Origin of the sequence: Mesorhizobium ciceri biovar biserrulae WSM1271, assembly GCF_000185905.1 — a bacterium.
GTDB classification, from domain to species: Bacteria; Pseudomonadota; Alphaproteobacteria; order Rhizobiales; family Rhizobiaceae; genus Mesorhizobium; species Mesorhizobium ciceri.
In genome coordinates, this window is the sequence record NC_014923.1 from 1853531 (window position 1) to 1873603 (window position 20073).

Consider the following 20073-nt stretch of genomic DNA (forward strand, 5'->3'; position numbering starts at 1 on the left):
GCAGGACTTAAAGCGCGCGCCGCCTGAACGCAGTCTCGCGGCAGGGCGGTGCGTCACTGCAGCAGAACATTTTTCAGTCAAACGACGATTGTTTTAAGCCGTTCGGCGATCAGGGCGGCAAGCCGAGCCGCCACTTCGTCCTTGCTCATCTCCGGCCATTCCTCGACACCGGCCTTTGACACGATCCGCACCCGGTTGCGATCGCCGCCCATCACGCCCGAAGAGCCGACGCCGCTTCCCTGCGACACGTCGTTGGCAACGATGAGATCGGCGCCTTTCTTCTTGAGCTTGGCCTCGGCGTTGCGCAGGAGATCCTGTGTCTCGGCGGCGAAGCCGATAACCAGGCCGGGTCGCTGGCTGTGATGGCCGACGCCGGCGAGAATGTCGGGATTCTCGACCATGCGCAGCACCGGCGGCCCTTCGCCCGCGACCTTCTTGATCTTCTCACCGGCCGAGTTCTCGGTGCGCCAGTCGGCCACGGCGGCGACGAACACCGCCGCATCTGCGGGCAAGAGCCGTTCCACCGCGTCGCGCATCTCCTGCGCCCGCTCGACGTGAATGGTCTTCACTCCGGGGGGATCGGCGATGCCGACAGGGCCGGAGACGAGGCGCACATCGGCGCCGAGCCTGGCCAGTGCTGCCGCGATCGCATGGCCCTGCTTGCCGGACGAGCGGTTGGCGATGTAGCGCACCGGGTCGATCGGCTCATGGGTCGGGCCGGAGGTGACGATGATCTTGCGCCCCGACAGCGGCTTCGGGCCGACATCGAGCAGCGCCTCGACCGCGGCAACGATCTCCAGCGGCTCGGCCATGCGGCCTTCGCCCGCCTCATTGCTTTCGGCCATCTCGCCCCTGGCCGGACCGACGAAGGTGACGCCGTCCTTCTGCAGCGTCGCGCGGTTGCGGCGGGTGGCCGGATGCGCCCACATTCTGGGGTTCATGGCCGGCGCCATCAGCACCGGCTTGTCGGTGGCGACAAGCACGGTGGAGGCCAGATCGTTGGCGTGGCCGTTTGCGAGCTTCGCCATCAGGTCGGCGGTGGCGGGCGCCACCACCAGCAGATCGGCCTCGCGCGACAGCCTGATATGGCCGACATCGTGTTCGTCATTGCGGTCGAACAGCTCGGTGAAGACATGGTCGGCGGAGAGCGCGCCGACCGACAGCGTGGTGACGAATTCCTGCGCGGCCGATGTCATGACCACCCGAACCGCGGCCCCGCGCTCGCGCAGCCGGCGGATCAGATCCAGCGCTTTGTAGGCGGCGATGCCGCCGCCGATGATGAGCAGGATGCGCTTGCCGGAGAGGCTCATGCACCCTCCCAAGGATTGACTATGCTGATACCGCAATCGGAAAAGTCAGCAACATTTCTAGTCACCATCGCAAAGCCCCGCGAGCGAGCAACCGAGGCGATCTGTGCGTCAAATTCGCGTATAGGACGTCCCAGAAATCGTCTGTTCGAAACAATCTCCGCGTATGCTTCGGCTTCGCGGTCACCGAACGCGAGCACTGGGGTCTTGAGCCATTTGGTGAAAAAGGCCCCGATGACACTACCCAGTGCAGCCTTACGCGTTCCGTCCGGCATGTTCGCAAGCCCAACGAGCAGCTCTGCCTTGGTCATCGCCGTGACATATGAGCGGGTCGCGAGCGAGCTATCCATCCAGGTAGCCACCCCTGCATCCGGCCGTGGTTTGAAGGTTTCCGAGATAACATTCGTATCCAGCACGAACATGGTTAGTCAAATTTCAGTGGCTCGCGCGTAGGGCCGCGCTCCGGCAACTCGACATCGAAACCGCCATGGGGCTCAACCAGCCTACGAATCGCGGCATAGAGTGACTCTCCCCGAGGGTCTTGGTCCACACCGTCCGAAAGAACACTCTTGGCAAGAACGCTACGCGCTTCCTCTTCCATGGAGACTCCCCTCACGGCAGCTCGCTCACGCAGTTTCTGCTTCACGTTGGTGTCGAGATTGCGGATGGTAAGTGTGCTCATGTTTTTGCTCCTTACCTCAACGTAGTCCATGAAAGCGATGCTTTCAATGATAGCAATGCCGGCACTGCTGTCACCGAGAACTCAGATCATCTTCCAGGCGATATAGACCAGCGTCACGGCAATCACCCAGAGTGCCCAGCGGCCGGAACGGCTGTAGCGCGCCTCGGCCTTGCCGATGGCGTGGGCGGTGGTCTCGTCGAAGCGCAGGCCGTGCTCGGCCATCAGGTCGATCTCGCGCGACAGCCGGTCAGTGCGCGCCGCAAGCTCGGGCACCTGGCGGGCCAGCGTCAGCAGCGCCTTGGCGCCATCGCGCGCATCCATCATCATGCCACGCGGCCCAAGATTGCCTGATATCCAGTCGCCGACCACCGGCTCGGCAGTCTTCCACATGTTGAAGGCCGGGTCGAGCGTGCGCGCCACGCCCTCCACCACCACCATGGTCTTCTGCAGCAGGATCAGTTCGGGCCGCGTCGCCATGTCGAAGAGCTCGGTAACCTCGAACAGCAGCGTCAGAAGCTTGGCCATCGAGATGGTCTCGGCCGGCTGGCCATGGATCGGCTCGCCGATCGCCCGGATCGCCTGCGCGAAGGCCGCGACATTGTGCTGGCGCGGCACATAGCCGGCCTCGAAATGGACCTCAGCGACGCGCAGATAGTCGCGCGTGATGAAGCCGTAGAGGATTTCGGCGAGGAAGCGGCGCTCCTTCTTGCCGAGCCGGCCGGCAATGCCGAGATCGACGGCGACGATGGTGCCGTTCGCCTCGACGAACAAATTGCCCGGATGCATGTCGGCGTGGAAAAATCCGTCGCGCAGCGTGTGGCGCAGGAACGACTGGATCAGGTTGGTGGCGATGGTTTTCAGATCGTGGCCCGCCGCGACCAGTCCGGCAATGTCGTTCATCTTGACGCCGTCGACCCACTCCATGGTCAACACGTCGCGGCCGGTACGCTCCCAGTCGACGGACGGCACGCGAAAGCCGGGGTCGTGCCTGGTGCTTTCGCCGAGCTCCGAGAGGGCCGCCGCCTCGAGGCGAAGATCCATCTCGATCCTGGTGGTCTGCGCCAGCGTCTGGGTGACCTCGACCGGCCGCAGCCGGCGTGAGGAGGGAATGTATTTCTCCTGCAGGCGAGCGGCAAGGAAATAGCTTTCGAGATCCTGGAAGAAGCGGCGGCGCACGCCGGGCCGGATCACCTTGACCGCCACCTTGGTGGCAACGCCGTCATGCATGGCATCGGCGGCATGGACCTGGGCGATGGAGGCGGCGGCGACCGGATCGCCGAATTGCGCGTAGAGATCGCCGACTTTGCGCCCGAGCGAGGCTTCGATGGCCGCTATGGCTTCGGCCTTCGGAAAGGTGTGCATCTTGTCCTGCAACATGGCGAGATCGAGCGCCATGTCGTTGCCGACGACGTCGGGCCGTGTCGCCAGGAACTGGCCGAGCTTTACATAGGAGGGACCGAGCCGGACGACCGCCTTGGCCAGCCGGTCGCTGCGCTCATAGGCCAGCGCGCGGCGGCGCGTGAACAGCCGTGCCATCCGCCAGCCGAACTTCGGCAGGCCGGACAGTTCCTCACCCGGCAGAGCGGCGACGACACCCTCGCGGACCAGCACCCAGCCGGCCCTTACGAGCCGGAATCCTGCACTGACATTGCTCATGGCAGCGCCAACCCTGCCGGCTCTTTGAACCGGCATAGCACGCGTCGATTGTGAGAAATGCGGTCCGGCCTCAAAGCTTCCAGCCCGAATGAAGTGCTGCAATACCGCCGGAATAGTTGCGGAAGGAAACGCGGTCGAAGCCGGCGCGGGAAATCATCGTCGCGAAATTCTGCTGGTTGGGAAACCTGGCGATCGATTCGACCAGATAGGAATAGGGCTCGCCGTCGCCGGTGACCATCTTGCCGATCTTTGGAATGGCATTGAACGACCAGGCTTCATAGGCCTTGTCGAGCAGCGGCATCTCGACCTCGGAAAATTCCAGGCACAGGAAGCGCCCACCGGGCTTCAGCACGCGAAACGCTTCGCCCAAGGCCACCTCGATGCGCGGTACGTTGCGGATGCCGAAAGCGATGGTATAGGCATCGAATGTGGCATCAGGGAAGGGCAGTTCCTCGGCATTGGCCTCGACGAAATCGGTGTTGCCGGACAGGCCCTTCTTTTCGGCCCGGTCGCGGCCGACAGCCAGCATCGAGCCATTGATGTCGAGCACAGTGGCATGGGCATTGCCGTGGCTGGCATCGACGATGCGAAAGGCAATGTCGCCGGTGCCTCCGGCAACGTCGAGCACCTTCCAGCCCGCCCGTTTAGGCGGATTGAGCCAGGTGACCATGGCGTCCTTCCACAGACGGTGCAGGCCGGCCGACATCAGATCGTTCATCAGGTCGTAGCGGTTGGCGACCTTGTGGAAAACATCGTTGACCAGGGACTGCTTGTCGCCAGCCCCTACACGCTTGAAACCATAGGAGGTTTCCATGCCGCCCGCGGCCGTGGTTCTCTCAACTGACATTTTTTTGATCCGTCATAAAACCGGCGGGACCATAGCCGATCGATGGTGCGGGCGCTATTGTTTAAGGCGCGGTGTTCAGCCGCGCTTCCAGGTGGCGGGTTTTCGAGACCTGGACGGACCGACGGGATGATTGAATGCCTTTGAAAGCGGAACTGCACTGCCACATCGAAGGGGCAGCGGCGCCCGAACTCGTCATCCGCCAGGCGCAGAAATATGGCAAGGACACCTCGCCCTATATCCAGAACGGTTCCTTCGTCTGGCACGATTTCACCTCCTTCCTGGCGGCTTATGATTTTTCCGCCGATCTGTTCCGGACCGAGGAGGACTATGCGCGGCTGGCCGACCACTATCTGACCAGCCTTGCCCGCGATGGCGCCATCTATTCCGAGGTGTTCACCTCGCCGGACCACGCTAAAAAAGCCGGCCTGTCGCCCAAGGCCTATACCGACGCGCTCGGCGAAGGCATGGCCCGCGCCAAGGCCAAGACCGGCATCGAGGGCCGCATGATCGTCACCGGCGTGCGCCATGTCGGCGTCGAGTCGATCGAGCAGGCGGCGCGCTTCGCGGCGCGCTGCGGGCATCCGCTGGTCACCGGTTTCGGCGTTGCCGGCGATGAGCGGATCGGTGATATGGAGGACTATGTCAGGGCTTTCGAGATCGCTCGCGAAGCCGGGCTCGGCATCACCATCCATGCCGGCGAACTGACGGGCTGGGAGACCGTCCAGGCGGCGCTGGATCACATCCGCCCGTCCCGCATCGGCCATGGCGTGCGCGCCATCGAGAACCTGGACCTCGTCCGGCGCATCGCCGACGAGGGCATCGTGCTGGAATGCTGCCCCGGTTCCAACATCGCGCTCAAGGTGTTCGACAGTTTCGCCGATCATCCGTTTCCGGCCCTGCAGGCGGCAGGCTGCAAGGTGACGCTCAATTCCGACGATCCGCCCTATTTCTGGACCTCGCTCAAGCGTGAATACGATATCGCTACCGAGCATTTCTCGATGAACGACAAGGCGCTGACCGCCGTCACCAGAACGGCCATCGAGGCCGCTTTCGTCGATAGAAAGACAAAGACGGCACTTCTTGCCCGGTTGAACAGCGCGGCACGCTGATTTCCGCCGACAAAGCTGTGGTCGGTGCGGGCCAAGCGGTTCCTTGGCCGGCGCATTGCCGCTAGGGTTCGCCCAGGCAGCTTGAAGCGGCGCGTCCGAAAGGGCGATGCGCGCATTTTCGGGCGCAGGCATCAGGAGAACACCATGCAGGGCGTCACCGTCGTCGACCACCCGCTTGTCCAGCACAAGCTGACCATCATGCGCAAGAAGGAAACCTCGACGGCGGGCTTCCGCCGGCTGCTGCGCGAAATCTCGCTGCTGCTCGGCTACGAGGTCACCCGCAATCTCGAACTGACGACGACGACCATCGAAACGCCGATGGAAACGATGGAAGCGCCGACGCTCGAGGGCAAGAAACTGGTCTTCGCCTCGGTGCTGCGCGCCGGCAACGGCTTGCTGGAAGGCCTGCTCGACCTGGTACCGGCGGCGCGCGTCGCCCATGTCGGTCTCTACCGCGATCACGAAACGCTGGAGGCGGTCGAATATTTCTTCAAGGCGCCGAGCGACCTCGCCGACCGGCTGGTGATCGTCGTCGATCCGATGCTGGCCACCGCCAATTCGGCGATCGCGGCGATCGACAAGCTGAAAGAGCGCGGCGCCACCAACATCCGTTTCCTTTGCCTGCTGGCGGCGCCCGAAGGCATCGAGCGCTTCATCAAGGCGCATCCGGACGTTCCCGTCTTCACCGCTTCGATCGACCGCCAGCTCAACGAGAAGGGCTACATCATGCCCGGCCTCGGCGACGCCGGCGACCGCATGTACGGGACCAAGTAATATCAGACCAAGTCGCCTGGTACGATTTACCAAATATTTACGCAAAGGCGCGGTTTTGGCGCGCGTTAAAGCGGCAAACACCATCCGGGCTTAACGATCGGCTGTCACTACAGCGCCGCGCGTCCGTTTCGGACGCGCAAAGGACGCTGTAGCACTTTGATTTTGTGCATGAGCCTTTCCGAAAATCGTTCCCGATTTTCGGGGTCATGCGGCGAGGCCGATCCATGCTGCGCAAACTTCTGATCCTCGCCGTTTTCGCCGGTACATCGGCATCGATACCGATTGTGTATCAGTCGAATCCGCAACTTGTCGAAAACCTGCTGAGGTCGGCGGTGCCGGGCAAACAAGCGGTCGAAGCCCAGCCGAACGTCAATCTGGCATCGGTGCCCAACAAGCCCGCGGCACCGCTGCCGATGGGCCGCAAGGTCCTCGTCGCGGCAGACGAACGCGGGCATTTCTCGTCACCCTTCAAGCTCAACGGACGTCAGGTCGACGGCATGATCGACACCGGCGCTACATTGGTCGCCATCAACATTTCGACGGCACGCAGGATCGGCCTGTCGCTGAACGCTTCCGACTTCAACCGCGAGGTCAACACCGCCAACGGCACCATCAAGGCGGCTGTGGCCATGATCGACCGCCTGCAGATCGGCAACATCACGGTCAACGACGTCCAGACCATCGTGCTCGACGACAGGGCGCTGCGCACCAATCTGATCGGCATGAGCTTCCTCAACCGGCTCGACAAATACCAGGTCGAGAACGGCACGCTTCTGCTCGTTCAGTAACTAAAGCGCGTCGCGTTCGAGGCGCCTTTGGTCTTTGATTTTATGCATGTCGTTTTCCCAAAACCGCTGCGCACATTTGGGCGACCTGCATTAGCCGCGCGGCAGAATCCGCCGGATGACCGACTTGTCGGCGGCCGGCTTCGAAGCGCCGACCGTATAGGCTGAAAGCACGGCGTCGGCGGCGGCCTCGGCATCGGCCAATGAGCGGGCATGGACCAGCGCCAACGGCTCGCCAGCCCGAACCTCGGCTCCGACCGGCAACAGCCTGGTGATACCGACCGCGGGGTCGACCTTGTCGTCCGGTCGCGTGCGTCCGCCTCCCAGGCCGACCACAGCGAGCCCGACGTCGCGGGTGGCGATGCCGATGACGAAGCCATTTGCGGTCGCCTTGACGGCAAGTTCGATCGCCGCCGCAGGCAGATATTTTTCCGGTTTCTCGATGAAATCGGCGGGGCCGCCAAGCGCGGCCACCATGCGTGCGAAAGTGGCGGCGGCGCGGCCGCTGGCGAGCGTCTCGGTGGCGCGCCGCATGCCATCCTGGTTGGACGACACCAGCCCGGCCCACTGCAGCATTTCGGCGGCCAGCGCCAGCGTCACATCTTCGAGCCGACGGTCACGATACCGGCCGGTGAGGAAATCGACGGCGTTGCGCACCTCGACTGCGTTGCCGGCGGCCGACGCCAGCGGCTCGTTCATGCCGGTGATCAACGCCGAGGCCTTCAGTCCGGCGCCGTTGGCGATCTCAACCAGGCTGTTGGCGAGTGCGGTGGCGTCGCGCGATTTTTCCATGAAGGCGCCGTTGCCGACCTTGACGTCGAGCACCAGCGATTGCAGCCCGGCCGCCAGCTTCTTCGACAGGATCGAAGCGGTGATCAGCGGCACCGATTCGACCGTGCCGGAGACGTCGCGGATCGCATAGAGTCGTCGATCGGCGGGCGCGAGGTCGGCGGTCTGGCCGATGATGGCACAGCCTGTTTCGAGCACCGCCTTGCGAAACAGCGCGACATCGGGCTGGCTGATGTAGCCCGGGATGGCATCCATCTTGTCCAGCGTACCGCCGGTGTGGCCAAGGCCACGGCCCGAGATCATCGGCACATAGGCGCCGCAGGCGGCGACGATCGGCGCCAGCATCAGCGAGACATTGTCACCGACGCCGCCGGTCGAATGCTTGTCGGTGACCGGGCCAGGCAGGTCAGACCAGTCGAGCACATCGCCGGAATCGCGCATCGCCAGCGTCAGCGCCACGGCCTCGTCGCGGTTCATGCCGTTGAAGAACACCGCCATGGCGAAGGCGCCGGCCTGGCCGTCGGTAACGGCGCCTGACGTCACGCCCGCGACGAAGCCGGCGATCTCCTCCTCCGACAGCCTGAGGCCATCGCGCTTGCGGCGGATGATTTCCTGGGGAAGCATCAGATCTCCAGCAGTCCGTCGCGGAACACGCGCTGCAGGATCGTCGCCAGCCGCGCGCCGCCGACCGGCGCCATGTCCTTGGTCTCCTGGTGCGAAAGCTCGGCCCCGGTCATGCCGGCCGCCAGATTGGTGATGACCGAACAGGCGGCGACGCGCAGTCCGAGGAAGCGGGCGAGAATGACCTCCGGTACGGTCGACATGCCGACCGCATTGGCGCCCATGATGCGCGCCATGCGGATTTCGGCCGGCGTTTCGAAGCATGGGCCGGAGAACCACATATAGACGCCCTTGTGCAGGGTGGTGCCGGTCGCTTTTGCCGCCCGTTCGATGGCCTGGCGGATGCCGGCATCATAGGCTTCGGTCAGGCCGACGAAACGCCGGTCGCTTGGTTCGCCGATCAGCGGGTTGGTGCCCGAGAAATTGATGTGGTCCGATATCAGCATCACCGAGCCCGGCGGCATGTCCGGATCGACCGAGCCGGCGGCATTGGTGAGGATCAGTTTCGTGATGCCGATGCCGGCAAGCACTTCCAGCACCGGCCGCATCGCCGCGGCGTTGCCGTGCTCATAGTAATGGGCACGGCCCGACAGCAGCAGCACCGGCACGCCGGCAAACAGCCCTGCCACCACTTCGCCGGCGTGCCCGGTGACACCGCTTCTGGGAAAGCCGGGCAGGTCTGCATAGGAGATGCGGATCGGGTTCTCGATCTGGTCGACCAGACCGCCGAGGCCCGAGCCGAGCACCAGTGCCGTGGCCGGCGCCAGGCCGTCCAGCTTTTCGACGAGATGATCCAGGGCTTTTTCCGTCATCGTTGCCAGCTGTTCATTTGAGCCTGTTGCTCATTTCAAAATATCGCCGCGGAAGCCGTAAGGCAGCATGTCGCCCATGGTCACGGTTTCGGCCACACCCGCATTGTCGCAGAGATAGAGCTTTGTTTCCGGCCGGCAGAATTCGGCAAGCCGCTGGCGGCAGCCGCCGCAAGGCGAGCATTTGGCCATGCGTTCGGCAAGCACGGCGATTTCCACGATCTTGCCGCCGCCGCCCATGATGTAGTGGCCGAGCGCCGTGGTCTCGGCGCACCAGCCTTCCGGATAGGAGGCGACTTCGATGTTGGCGCCGGTAAAGACGCGACCGTCCTCGGTGCGCAGGGCAGCGCCGACCGGAAACTTCGAATAGGGCGCGTAGGCCTTGGCCATGGCGGCCTTGGCGGCCTCGAACAGATCATGCGACATTCAAATGTTCTCTCCGATGATCGTGTCCAAAACCCGGCACCAAGCCGCCGCGTCGCTCCGGCTCAGCGTTCCTTGACGTAAGGCACGCCGCCGGCGCGTGGCGGAATGGCCTTGCCGATGAAGCCGGCGAGCAGGATGACGGTGAGGATGTAGGGCAACGCCTGCATGAACTGCGCCGGCACCTTGCCGATGATGGGCAGCGGGGATCCTTGCAGGCGGATCGACGCAGCGTCCAGGAAGCCAAACAGCAGGCAGGCGAACATGGCGTTGACCGGTTTCCACTTGGCGAAGATCAGCGCGGCCAGCGCGATATAGCCCTTGCCGGCGGTCATGTCCTTCACGAAGCCGCCATTCTGCACCATCGACAGATAGGCGCCGGCGATGCCGGTGAGGATGCCGGTGCAGATCAGCGCCCGGTAGCGCAGCCAGGCGACCGAGATGCCGGCGGTGTCGACGGCGGCCGGGTTCTCGCCGACGGCGCGAAGGCGCAGGCCGAAGCGGGTGCGAAACAGCACCCACCAGGTGAACGGCACCATCAGGAAGGCAAGATAGACCAGGATCGAGTGGCCCGACAGGAGTTCGGCATAGATCGGTCCGATGATCGGCACGTCGCGGATGGCCTCGGCGCCCGGCAAGGTGATGGCCTCGAAGCGCTCGCCCGGTTGCAGCGCCGGCGTGCGCCCGCCCTGCTGGAACCAGGCCTGGCCGAGGATGATGGTCGAGCCGGCGGCGATGAAATTGATCGCCACGCCGGAGACGATCTGGTTGCCGCGATGAGTGATCGAGGCAAAGCCGTGGATCATGGCGAAGGCGACCGAGATCACGACCGCCATGCCGAGGCCGAGAAAGGCCGAATGGAATACGGAAGCGGCCGCCGCACCGGCAAAGGCGCCGACCAGCATCTTGCCTTCGAGGCCGATGTCGAAGATGCCGGCGCGTTCCGAATAGAGCCCGGCGAGGCAGGCAAGCAGCAGCGGCACCGAGAGGCGGATGGTGGAGTCCAGTGTCTGGATGATCGCGTTGAACACATCCATCTCAGGCACCTTTCCCCTTGACCGCTTCCATGCCGACCGATCGCGGACTGAACGAGGCAAACAGCGCCTGGATGTAGGGCCGGAACATGTGCTCGAGGGCACCGGCAAACAGGATCACCAGGCCTTGAATGATGACGATCATGTCGCGGCTGATTGCCGGCATCTCGAAGGCGAGTTCGGCGCCGCCCTGGTAGAGCATGCCGAACAGGACCGCCGCCAATACGATGCCGAAAGGGTGCAGGCGGCCCATCAGCGCCACGGCGATGCCGACGAAGCCGGCGCCGGAAACGAAGTCGATGGCGACATTGTGCTGATCGCCCATCACCGGATTGAGCGCCATCATGCCGGCCAGTGCGCCCGAGATCATCATGGCGGTGATGATGATGCGGGTTTCGGAAATGCCGGCATAGCGTGCCGCCTTCGGGCTGTGACCGTAGGTGCGCATCTCGTAGCCGAGCTTGGTGCGCCAGATCAGCAGCCAGACCAGGAAGGCCATGACCAGCGCCAGCAGGAAGGTGACGTTGAGCGGCGCCGAACGGATCTTGGCGCCGAACAGCTCGATGATCCAGTTGAGTTTGGGCAGTTCCGCGCCGGCGAGGAAGTTGCGCGTCTGCGGCGCTTGCGAGGCGGCTGGCTTCAACGGGCCGACCAGCAGGTAAACCATGATCGAGGCGGCGATGAAGTTGAACATGATGGTGGTGATGACGATGTGCGAGCCGCGCTTGGCCTGCAGATAGGCCGGGATAAGCGCCCACAATGCGCCCACCGCCGCCGCAGCAATGATCGCCAGCGGGAAGGTCAGCCACCATGGCAGTGTACTGTCGAAGCTCAGGCAGACGATGGCGATGCCAAGGCCGGCGATGTAGGCCTGCCCCTCGGTGCCGATGTTGAACAGGCCGCAATGCGCGGCAACCGCCACCGAAAGCCCGGTGAAGATGAAGGTGGTGGCATAAAACAGGGTGAAGGCGATGCCAGTGCCTTTGCCGAAGGCGCCTTCGACCAGGATGACGGCGGCGCGCAACGGATTCTCGCCGACGAGAAGCACGACGAAGCCGGCGACGACGAAGGCGACGAACAGATTGATCAGCGGGATCAGGCCATAGTCGGCCCAGGCCGGTAGTTTGGCGTAAGGCGTGCTCAAAGTGCTGCCTCCTGGTGCTCGATGCCGGCCATCAGCAGGCCGAGCTCGCCTTCGGTCGCTTCGGAGCCGCGCTCGCCGACGATGCGGCCGGCAAACATCACCAGGATACGGTCGGACAGCGAACGGATCTCGTCCAGCTCGACCGACACCACCAGCACCGCCTTGCCCTGATCGCGCATGGCGATCAGGCGCTTGTGGATGAACTCGATGGCGCCGACATCGACGCCGCGTGTCGGCTGGCCGACGATCAGCACGCCCGGGTCCTGTTCCATCTCCCGTGCCAGCACGATCTTCTGCTGGTTGCCGCCGGAGAAATTGGCGGTCTTCAGCCGGCAGTCGGCCGGGCGGATGTCGTATTTGGCGATCTTGTCCCTGGCATCGTTGCGGATGGCATCGATGTTGAGGAACGGCCCCTTCAAATAGCGGGGATCATCGTGATAGCCGAGGATCGAATTCTCGTTCTCCTCGAAGGCCAGCACCAGCCCGACGTGATGGCGGTCCTCCGGCACATGCGCCAGGCCACGGTCGCGCAACTCTCCGGGGTCGGCGGCACCGGTCAGGTCGATCGGCTTGCCATCCAGCATGACCGAGCCGGAAACGGCACGCCTGATGCCGGAAATCGCCTCGAGCAGTTCGGATTGTCCGTTGCCGGCGACACCGGCGATGCCGACGATCTCGCCGGCCCTGATATCGAAGGAGATGTCGTCGACCATGGTGACGCCGCGCGTATCCCTGACCGTCAGGTTCTTGACTGCGAGCTTGACGGCGCCGGCCTCTGCCTCGCCCTTCTCGACCCGCAAGAGCACGCGCCGGCCAACCATCAGCTCGGCCAGTTCCTCGACAGTCGTCTTCCTGGTCTCGCGGGTTGCCACCATCGTGCCCTGGCGCATGACCGACACCGTGTCGGTGATGGCCATGATCTCGCGCAGTTTGTGGGTGATCAGCACCACCGTCTTGCCCTGGTCCTTCAACTGCCGAAGGATGCGGAACAGATGGTCGGCCTCGGCCGGCGTCAAAACGCCCGTCGGTTCGTCGAGGATCAGGATCTCGGCGCCGCGATAGAGCGCCTTCAGGATCTCGACACGCTGCTGCAGGCCGACCGGCAGTTCCTCGATGATTGCATCGGGATCGACTTCCAGCCCGTATTCACGCTCCAGCCGCTCCAGTTCGGAGCGCGCCTTGGCGATGCTCTTCTTCAAGAGCGCATCGCTTTCGGCGCCGAGGATGACGTTCTCCAGCACTGTGAAATTGTCGACCAGCATGAAGTGCTGATGCACCATGCCGATGCCGAGCGCGATGGCGTCATTGGGGGTCTTGATCGAAGCCGGCTGGCCGCCAACGCGGATCTCGCCGCTGTCGGCCTGGTAGAAGCCGTAGAGGATCGACATCAGCGTCGACTTGCCAGCGCCGTTCTCGCCGACAATGCCGTGGATCGTGCCGCGACCGATCTCAAGATTGATGTCCCGGTTGGCGCGCACCGCACCAAAACTCTTGTTGATGCCGATCAACTCGATTGCGGCTTGCGCCATGCAGCCTGTCCCACTCTTATTTTTTTATCGCTTGGTCAAAACGCCTAGCATGACGCTCCGCCCGTGCCAATTGGCGGAGCAGGTTCACTCTCGACAAATCCCGGTGCGCTTGTCAATTTGCAACGTGGCCGGGGCCTTCACATTCGCTAGTATGACGGAGCCGAAATTCGCATTGCGGCGCAAGACATCGCGGCGCAAGACATCGCGGTGAAGACTGGGGAATTCACATGACCATACCCGCCGACCGGCTGACGACGCTGGAAATCCGCGCCGCCGAGCAGGAGAAGACCATCGAGGAACTGTCCGGCCAGATCGCCGAGCAGTGGAAAGTGATCGAGCGCATGCAGCGCAAGCTCGACGCGCTGACGGATCGTTTCCTGGCGCTGGAGGAGCAGACGGGAGATGAAGTGCCTGTAACCAAGCCGCCGCACTGGTGAGGAAAAAGGGAAGGGCGCACGCCATGGCCAGTGAAAGCGATCGCATTGCACGGGCCAGCGACTATGTGCGTGGCCTGATGAACGATGCGGAGCGCGAACGGGCCGAACGTGATCTGGAGATCGACCCGGCCTTCCGCGACGAGGTCGTGCGACTTGCCGAGCGCATGCACGTCTTCGACCGTGCCGAACCGGGGGATGGCGAAGAGCGCTGGAAGCAGATCACGCAGCGCATTGGCGAGCTGCCGCAGATGCGTAGTTCTGGCCTGAGCGACGCCAGGCCGCCAACCGTGATCCGAAGCCTGTCGCAGCGGCCATACGGCGTCGGCGTCCACGCGCTGGGCGGCCGGCGTGGATTTGTGGTTGCCGCCGGACTGATGGTGGCGTTCGCGCTCGGTTGTCTCGTCGCGAAGCTGCTATAGGCGAGGCCGGCGAGACATCAGAGCCATCGTCTCGCCGTCCGAACTGCATATCTCAACGATGTTCCAGCCGAGGGCCGCGTAGAAACCACGCGCATCCCATGTGTAGAGATAGAGCATCTCGACGCCCCGTGACGCCGCATGGGCTTCCGTTGCCTTGACCAGCGCGGTGGCGATGCCTTGGCGTCGATACCTTGCATCGACAACCAACCCGGCCAGCCATGGCGTCAGATCATGCGCGGGCTCCAATTCGTGGCGGACCAGCAGGCATGTCCCGACCGGGGTGTCGCCGATCCGGGCCACGAATGCCGCCTCGAAACCGTCACCGGCGATCAAGTCGCGAAGCCCTGCAGCATCTTCCCCGAGAGTCCTTCCGGTTCCCTCGAAAAAGGCAGACAGGCGCAGTTGCGCGACCGCTGCTACGTCGTGCTCGCCCATGGGTCCGATCGTCGGCTGCATCTGTATCTCGAAACGGTGTCCGGCACGGAGCGAAGGTTTCGCTCGATCCGGTAAAGGCAAAACCGCCGGGCTGGCGCCCGGCGGTTTGCAGATCATGGCTGTGTGTTCGTGCCGCTCAATAGGGGCAGGCGTTGTCAGTCGTATAGTCGTGTACTTCGACCTTGCCGGCAATGATGTCGGCCTTGGCTTTTTCGACGGCCGCCTTCATCTCGTCCGTCACCAGCGCCTTGTTGTTTTCGTCCATGGCGTAGTCGACGCCGCCTTCCTTGAGGCCGAGATTCTCGACGCCGCCCTTGAAGGTGCCGTTCTTGCCGTCCATGAAGGCGGTGTAGACGGCGACGTCTACGCGCTTCAGCATCGAGGTCAGTACCTTGCCGGGCTGCAGGCCGTTCTGGTTGGAATCGACGCCGATGCCGAGCTTGCCGGCATCTGCCGCCGCCTGCAGCACGCCGACGCCGGTGCCGCCTGCCGCGGCATAGACCACGTCGGAGCCCTGGTCGATCTGCGTCTTGGCGATCTCGCCGCCCTTGGCCGGATCGTTCCAGGCAGCCGGCGTGTCACCCGTCATGTTCTGGATGACATCGGTCGCGCCGGCCGATTTGGCACCGCCGACATAGCCGCATTCGAACTTGCGGATCAGCGGGATGTCCATGCCGCCGACGAAGGAGACCTTCTTCGACTTCGAGGCCATCGCCGCCATGATGCCGACGAGATAGGAGCCTTCGTTTTCCTTGAATACCAGCGAGCGGACATTGGGCATGTCGACGGCGTCGTCGATGATGGCGAAGTTGAGATCGGGATATTCGGCCGCGACCTTCTTCAGCGCATCCTCCCAGGCGAAGCCGGCCATGACGATCGGGTTGTGGCCGTCCTCGGCGAAGCGGCGCAGCGCCTGCTCACGCTGCGAGGCATTGGAGACCTCGAATTCGACGTAGGCCGTGCCGGTTTCCGTCTTGAATTTCTCGGCGCCGTGATAGGCAGCCTCGTTGAAGGATTTATCGAATTTGCCGCCGAGATCATAGAGGATGGCCGGCTGGACATCCGCGGCGAAAGCCGGAAGAACCATTGCGGTTGCGGCCAGGAGGCCGAGAACGATACGTTTCATGTGATCCACACCCTGTCGGTTATTTTTTCCGTTACGCACCGCATGCCGGCCCGGTTCTCCGGCAGGCATGCGACGTCAGCCAGGAGTGTATTCCCTCCCGCTCGGCGGCAATCTGGCATGGCCCGAAACAAAATTCACGCGGAATTTTGACCTTTTGGAAAAGCTTGGTGCAGGCAAGCCGCACCGCAGCTTGTCCTTGCGCCAAGTGTCAGGCGGAGGCGGCGGCAGGGATGGCGCAAGCGACACCGGTGCCTTTGAGGTTGCACGTGCCGTAAGGGTTCTTTGCCAGATATTGCTGGTGATCGGCTTCGGCGAAGTAGAATTCGGCCGCCGGGGCGATCTCGGTGGTGATCCTGCCGTGGCCGGCACCGCGCAGCGAGGTCTCATACGCATCGCGCGAGGCGCTCGCCGCCAACAGTTGCGCCTCGTCGCTCGTGTAGATCGCGGAGCGATAGGCGGTGCCGACATCATTGCCCTGGCGCATGCCCTGCGTGGGATCGTGGCTTTCCCAGAACAGCTTCAGAAGCCCAGCATAGGAGACGATCCCGGGGTCATGAACCACCAGCACCGCTTCGGCATGACCGGTTAGCCCGGTGCAGGTCTCCTGATAGGTCGGATTGGGCGTGAAGCCGCCGGCATAGCCGGCCGCGGTGACCCAGACGCCTTCGATCTGCCAGAACAGCCGCTCCGCAGCCCAGAAGCAGCCGAGCCCGAACATGGCCGTCTCCAGCCCCTCGGGATAAGGACCCTTGAGCGGTCTTTTCAAGACCTTGTGCCTGGATGCGGTCGGGATCGCCCTGGCGCGGCCCGGCAGGGCCTCGGAGGGCTTCGGCAGATTGAGCTTCTTGTTCAGCATATCGCTGAGAAAGAACATGCGCGGGTTTCCCTCTCTTCGCGGAAAGCGGATCAGTTTGCGACGAACTGTCCGGCGCGACGTTGCCGCCTGTAGCCTATCGCATAGAGCAGGAAAGCCAGCACCGCGAACACGGCGAAGCCCGGCTGGTTCAGCACCCAGGCGATGGCGCCATCCCACAGCAGCGGGCTGGTCTTGGTTCGGATGAAGGTCTCGAAGGCGGCCCGCGTGTCGGGCGAGACCGCCAGCCAACTGCTGTTGAGCGGGGTCAGCACCAGCACGGAGGCCGCCACTGTGCGTGTCGCGTCGAGCACCGCCATGATGACGGAAATCGACAGCGCGACCATTGCGGCAAGACGAAAGACGAAGCGAAACATCAGAACCCTCCTCCGGGCTGGTCCTCTCCCGAGGGACTTTTCAGAGATAGAATGCGCATGGCTGGATCGCAATCGCCATACGCGAATTTGCAGACTCCAAACTCAGGTCAACGGAGGGCCGGACGACAGTCAGTCGGGTCGCTTTTCATTGACATGTGAGGGCAGCTATGCTAATGATTTCGGTATGGCGTCGAGTTGCGCCGATGACCCGCCGCACAGGCGGGTTTTGCGTTTGGTGCTCGCAAACCGACGCGCCGGCGAAGTCTCCAAAGACCGTGTGAACCCGGATTTGTTGCCCGCGCGAATTATGCGGCCGGCTTCCTTTTGTGCCGGTGGACACGCCAGACAGCAAAGACGCCGCCGCCGATGGCGCCGATCACCAGACCGGCCAGGCCGGTGAACACGGCGAAATAGCCGCAGGCGCCCTCGAAACAGCTCATCTCGGTGGCATCGGCGATCACCGAGCCGATGGCGAATCCGCCCACGGCGCCGATGACCGCGCCCAGGACGATGCCGAGCAGCGCGGCGATGACCGAGACGAAGGCCGATGGGCTCTCGGTTTTCGGATTGACATAAACGGCATCGGCTTCGGATCCATGGCGCAGCAGATAGATGCAGAGCGCGCCGATGGCGATTTCGGCGCCGGTGATGACAAGCGCCTGGCCCGAGAAGACGAATCCCGGCACCGTAGGGGCATAGGCATGGATGACCAGCAGCCCGACGATTATGGCAATCTGCCAGATCGTGAACTGGCGTGGGAAGCGGGCCGAGCGGCCGAAGGCGAGGCCGAGCAGGTAAAGCCCCCACAGGATGGTGACGATGTCGACGACGAGCCCGCCATAGATAAGGTAAAGCACGCTGTCTGGCAGGCCGGTGGCGCCGACCGCGGGCCAGACGGAGATCAGGCCGTAGACTGACCACGCCATGACGAAGACAAGCCAGCCCACCGGCACGAAGGACAGTCCGCTGTCCGGCCGCCTGACTGGCGTCTGTCCATTGCTCGATGTCATGTCCGCACAATGCCCCCGCAAAGCCTTGGCACCCGACAGGCAACTCCGGGGGAAGTCAAGGGCGGCCGTCCCTGCGGTCCTGCCTGTGCACACCATTGCAGCGGCGGCGCCCGCAAAAACGGGCATGCCGGCGGCCTCGTGAAAGACTGTGTGGCCGGCAAAGCGAATAGACTGCCGTTATGGCTTGGCATTCGCCGTCGGATCGACTAGATGAGCCCCGCGCCTGTTGCTTCGACGGCTCAGGTGCAGGGGAAGGCGTTTGCTGGTTGGCGACGCCGATGGCGAAAGTTCCGTCTTGCCCCAAGGGAGGTGCATCTCCCCAACCCGCGCGGCAAAACCGGCCGACGCGACATGCATGGACGGAGAGGTGGCCGAGTGGTTGAAGGCGCACGCCTGGAAAGTGTGTTTACGGGAGACCGTAACGCGGGTTCGAATCCCGCTCTCTCCGCCATCCTGCTTCGCTCTACGAGCTTCGCAGGACAAGCCCGAGCCTTTGCGCGAAGCAGGGCGGTAAACATCCCGCCGCGCTCTGCCCTAAAAACCTGCCAATCACAGGAGATGGCATGCCGAACGATGTAATCGTGCGCGACAGCAATGGCGCTCAATTGAATGACGGCGATTCCGTCACGCTGATCAAGGACCTCAAAGTCAAAGGCACTTCGGAAACGATCAAGCGCGGCACGTTGGTGAAGGCTATCCGCCTGAACGGCAATCCCGGCGAGATCGAATGCAACACCAAGCAAGTGAAAGGCCTGGTGCTCAAGACCGAGTTCGTGAAGAAGGCGTGAGCCTCAGGGCGGCAAGCGATCTCGATGGCTCCTTCGGGATTTTGGAGAGCCTGCCGTCGCCAAGTGGACTGCGGAGCCGTTGAGCGTCCGGCACGCGATCGTTGCGCTGCGAAATTGATAATTTCGCCGACCAGGCACAATCAAAAAACTGCCAAGACCCAAGTCTGGAACCTCCGGCCTCGTTGCGCGTTTCACGGCGTCCCGTTCGCGGATCCGCCCGGATATCTCTCCAAGCGCGCAAAAAAACCAGGAGCCCGCTTCATGCACGACAAGCTGTTTCATTCCCCGGTCGCACTCTCGGTCGGCCTTGGCTTCAAACGCGAGATTGCGTCGCTGGCCGAAATGCACGACTTCCTCACCAATTGGACGACCTCCCGCCGCGGCCCGCTCTACCGCAACGCGGTGGAAGCATGTGAACTCGCCATCCCAGGCTATGTGACCATCGAGCAGGCCCGCCACGCGCTCGTCCAGTTTGCGCAAGCTTCTTGTATCCTGTGGCCGGACCTCGAGCCGGTGGCGGGCGTGCACGCCGTTGCGCGTGGCTATGGCGGCTACGCCGCCTGAAGATCGATACCCTCCGCGCGGCTAAAGCCACACCACCATAGAAGGCCCGGCTGGCCCCAGCCGGGCTTTCCCGTTTCCGGCAGCTCGCAAGCAAATCGCAATCCTGTGGCTGGCCGCCTGCCTTGCGCGACAATCCCTGCGTGGAGTGTTGGGAAGAGCCCGCGCAAAAATCTTTATGAAATTCCTATTTCTTTCCACTGCGCCCCGTCTCGAACCTTTATGGCGATCGGGTCCATATTCCCTTCAGAAAACACATTCGGTTTCGTCGCCAAAGATACGACGGGACAATTTCGAGATATTGCGAAATCTCCTGTCGAATTCGCAAAGTACAAAAGAACAAAAGGAATAACACAATGGATATATCCGTTATCGGGATCGGAATTTTGTTCTTCGCCCTTTGTTTCGCCTACATCAAAGTTTGCGACGCGCTCTAGAGTGAGGCTGAAAAAATGATCGTCGACTATATTCTCGGTGGCGGCGTGACGCTGTTCCTGCTCGCCTACCTGACATACGCGCTCGTTCGTCCAGAACGCTTCTGAAGGCACGGAAAGCCAC

At 63.2% G+C, this 20073-nt stretch carries 24 protein-coding genes and 1 tRNA gene; 9 read left to right on the forward strand and 16 right to left on the reverse strand.

The window, feature by feature from the left end; genetic code table 11:
- Positions 1-77: 77 nt before the first annotated feature.
- The 5 genes from coaBC to ubiE form a co-directional block, all read right to left on the reverse strand.
- Positions 78-1310, reverse strand: a complete 1233-nt coding sequence (gene coaBC, locus MESCI_RS08925; protein ID WP_013529620.1) for a bifunctional phosphopantothenoylcysteine decarboxylase/phosphopantothenate--cysteine ligase CoaBC — start codon at positions 1308-1310, stop codon at positions 78-80.
- The gene (locus MESCI_RS08930; RefSeq protein ID WP_013529621.1) at positions 1307-1729 is read right to left on the reverse strand and encodes a type II toxin-antitoxin system VapC family toxin; all 423 of its coding nucleotides are present in this window, start codon (positions 1727-1729) and stop codon (positions 1307-1309) included. Before MESCI_RS08930 ends, coaBC begins: the two co-directional genes overlap by 4 nt.
- Positions 1730-1731: 2 nt before the next feature.
- Complete coding sequence (locus MESCI_RS08935) at positions 1732-1989, reverse strand: FitA-like ribbon-helix-helix domain-containing protein (protein ID WP_013529622.1); 258 nt, start codon at positions 1987-1989, stop codon at positions 1732-1734.
- Between the two features lie 81 nt (positions 1990-2070).
- Complete coding sequence (gene ubiB / locus MESCI_RS08940; RefSeq protein WP_013529623.1) at positions 2071-3645, reverse strand: 2-polyprenylphenol 6-hydroxylase; 1575 nt, start codon at positions 3643-3645, stop codon at positions 2071-2073.
- 70 nt (positions 3646-3715) lie between these two features.
- Positions 3716-4492 (reverse strand): bifunctional demethylmenaquinone methyltransferase/2-methoxy-6-polyprenyl-1,4-benzoquinol methylase UbiE, encoded by a 777-nt coding sequence (gene ubiE / locus MESCI_RS08945; protein WP_013529624.1) that lies wholly within the window; start codon positions 4490-4492, stop codon positions 3716-3718.
- Positions 4493-4626: 134 nt separating this feature from the next.
- Here ubiE and MESCI_RS08950 point away from each other — a divergent pair, with 134 nt between their 5' ends.
- From MESCI_RS08950 to MESCI_RS08960, 3 genes are all read left to right on the forward strand, one after another.
- Positions 4627-5601 carry an adenosine deaminase gene (locus MESCI_RS08950; protein ID WP_013529625.1) on the forward strand — a complete coding sequence of 325 codons (975 nt, stop codon included), beginning with the start codon at positions 4627-4629 and terminating at the stop codon, positions 5599-5601.
- Positions 5602-5745: 144 nt separating this feature from the next.
- Positions 5746-6375 carry a uracil phosphoribosyltransferase gene (upp, locus tag MESCI_RS08955; protein ID WP_013529626.1) on the forward strand — a complete coding sequence of 210 codons (630 nt, stop codon included), beginning with the start codon at positions 5746-5748 and terminating at the stop codon, positions 6373-6375.
- A gap of 224 nt (positions 6376-6599) precedes the next feature.
- Positions 6600-7163: a TIGR02281 family clan AA aspartic protease gene (locus tag MESCI_RS08960; RefSeq protein WP_013529627.1), complete on the forward strand. Its 564-nt coding sequence runs from the start codon at positions 6600-6602 to the stop codon at positions 7161-7163.
- Positions 7164-7253: 90 nt separating this feature from the next.
- Here the strand turns inward: MESCI_RS08960 and deoA are convergent, their stop codons facing one another.
- The 6 genes from deoA to MESCI_RS08990 form a co-directional block, all read right to left on the reverse strand.
- Positions 7254-8573, reverse strand: a complete 1320-nt coding sequence (gene deoA, locus MESCI_RS08965; protein ID WP_013529628.1) for a thymidine phosphorylase — start codon at positions 8571-8573, stop codon at positions 7254-7256.
- A complete protein-coding gene (locus MESCI_RS08970; RefSeq protein ID WP_013529629.1) occupies positions 8573-9382 on the reverse strand; it encodes a purine-nucleoside phosphorylase in 810 nt (269 codons plus the stop codon). The genes deoA and MESCI_RS08970 overlap by 1 nt, the downstream gene beginning before the upstream one ends.
- Before the next feature lie 30 nt (positions 9383-9412).
- Positions 9413-9805 (reverse strand): cytidine deaminase, encoded by a 393-nt coding sequence (gene cdd, locus MESCI_RS08975; RefSeq protein WP_013529630.1) that lies wholly within the window; start codon positions 9803-9805, stop codon positions 9413-9415.
- A 62-nt stretch (positions 9806-9867) separates the two neighbouring features.
- A complete protein-coding gene (locus MESCI_RS08980; protein ID WP_013529631.1) occupies positions 9868-10839 on the reverse strand; it encodes an ABC transporter permease in 972 nt (323 codons plus the stop codon).
- Between the two features lies 1 nt (position 10840).
- Entirely contained in the window at positions 10841-11980 is a 1140-nt protein-coding gene (locus MESCI_RS08985; RefSeq protein ID WP_013529632.1) for an ABC transporter permease, read from the reverse strand.
- Entirely contained in the window at positions 11977-13509 is a 1533-nt protein-coding gene (locus MESCI_RS08990) for an ABC transporter ATP-binding protein (RefSeq protein WP_013529633.1), read from the reverse strand. Before MESCI_RS08990 ends, MESCI_RS08985 begins: the two co-directional genes overlap by 4 nt.
- A gap of 227 nt (positions 13510-13736) precedes the next feature.
- Here MESCI_RS08990 and MESCI_RS08995 point away from each other — a divergent pair, with 227 nt between their 5' ends.
- Positions 13737-13946, forward strand: coding sequence for a SlyX family protein (locus MESCI_RS08995; RefSeq protein ID WP_013529634.1), 210 nt, complete (start codon positions 13737-13739; stop codon positions 13944-13946).
- A gap of 23 nt (positions 13947-13969) precedes the next feature.
- Positions 13970-14365 carry a hypothetical protein gene (locus tag MESCI_RS09000; RefSeq protein WP_013529635.1) on the forward strand — a complete coding sequence of 132 codons (396 nt, stop codon included), beginning with the start codon at positions 13970-13972 and terminating at the stop codon, positions 14363-14365.
- Here the strand turns inward: MESCI_RS09000 and MESCI_RS09005 are convergent.
- The 5 genes from MESCI_RS09005 to MESCI_RS09025 all read right to left on the reverse strand — a co-directional run bounded on the left by MESCI_RS09005 (position 14360) and on the right by MESCI_RS09025 (position 18166).
- The gene (locus MESCI_RS09005) at positions 14360-14821 is read right to left on the reverse strand and encodes a GNAT family N-acetyltransferase (protein ID WP_013529636.1); all 462 of its coding nucleotides are present in this window, start codon (positions 14819-14821) and stop codon (positions 14360-14362) included. The genes MESCI_RS09000 and MESCI_RS09005 overlap by 6 nt on opposite strands.
- A 115-nt stretch (positions 14822-14936) precedes the next feature.
- Entirely contained in the window at positions 14937-15926 is a 990-nt protein-coding gene (locus MESCI_RS09010; RefSeq protein WP_013529637.1) for a BMP family lipoprotein, read from the reverse strand.
- A gap of 208 nt (positions 15927-16134) precedes the next feature.
- Complete coding sequence (gene msrA, locus MESCI_RS09015; RefSeq protein ID WP_013529638.1) at positions 16135-16800, reverse strand: peptide-methionine (S)-S-oxide reductase MsrA; 666 nt, start codon at positions 16798-16800, stop codon at positions 16135-16137.
- A gap of 32 nt (positions 16801-16832) precedes the next feature.
- Complete coding sequence (locus tag MESCI_RS09020; protein ID WP_013529639.1) at positions 16833-17156, reverse strand: hypothetical protein; 324 nt, start codon at positions 17154-17156, stop codon at positions 16833-16835.
- A gap of 305 nt (positions 17157-17461) precedes the next feature.
- Entirely contained in the window at positions 17462-18166 is a 705-nt protein-coding gene (locus MESCI_RS09025) for a hypothetical protein (RefSeq protein WP_164919868.1), read from the reverse strand.
- A 361-nt stretch (positions 18167-18527) separates the two neighbouring features.
- Between MESCI_RS09025 and MESCI_RS09030 the strand changes: the two genes are divergently transcribed.
- From MESCI_RS09030 to MESCI_RS09045, 4 genes are all read left to right on the forward strand, one after another.
- A tRNA-Ser gene (locus MESCI_RS09030) sits at positions 18528-18617 on the forward strand.
- Between the two features lie 112 nt (positions 18618-18729).
- Positions 18730-18954 carry an alkylphosphonate utilization protein gene (locus tag MESCI_RS09035; RefSeq protein WP_013529641.1) on the forward strand — a complete coding sequence of 75 codons (225 nt, stop codon included), beginning with the start codon at positions 18730-18732 and terminating at the stop codon, positions 18952-18954.
- A 261-nt stretch (positions 18955-19215) separates the two neighbouring features.
- Positions 19216-19518 carry a DUF982 domain-containing protein gene (locus MESCI_RS09040; protein ID WP_013529642.1) on the forward strand — a complete coding sequence of 101 codons (303 nt, stop codon included), beginning with the start codon at positions 19216-19218 and terminating at the stop codon, positions 19516-19518.
- Positions 19519-19967: 449 nt separating this feature from the next.
- The gene (locus MESCI_RS09045) at positions 19968-20057 is read left to right on the forward strand and encodes a K(+)-transporting ATPase subunit F (protein WP_032808122.1); all 90 of its coding nucleotides are present in this window, start codon (positions 19968-19970) and stop codon (positions 20055-20057) included.
- The last annotated feature ends 16 nt before the right edge of the window (positions 20058-20073 follow it).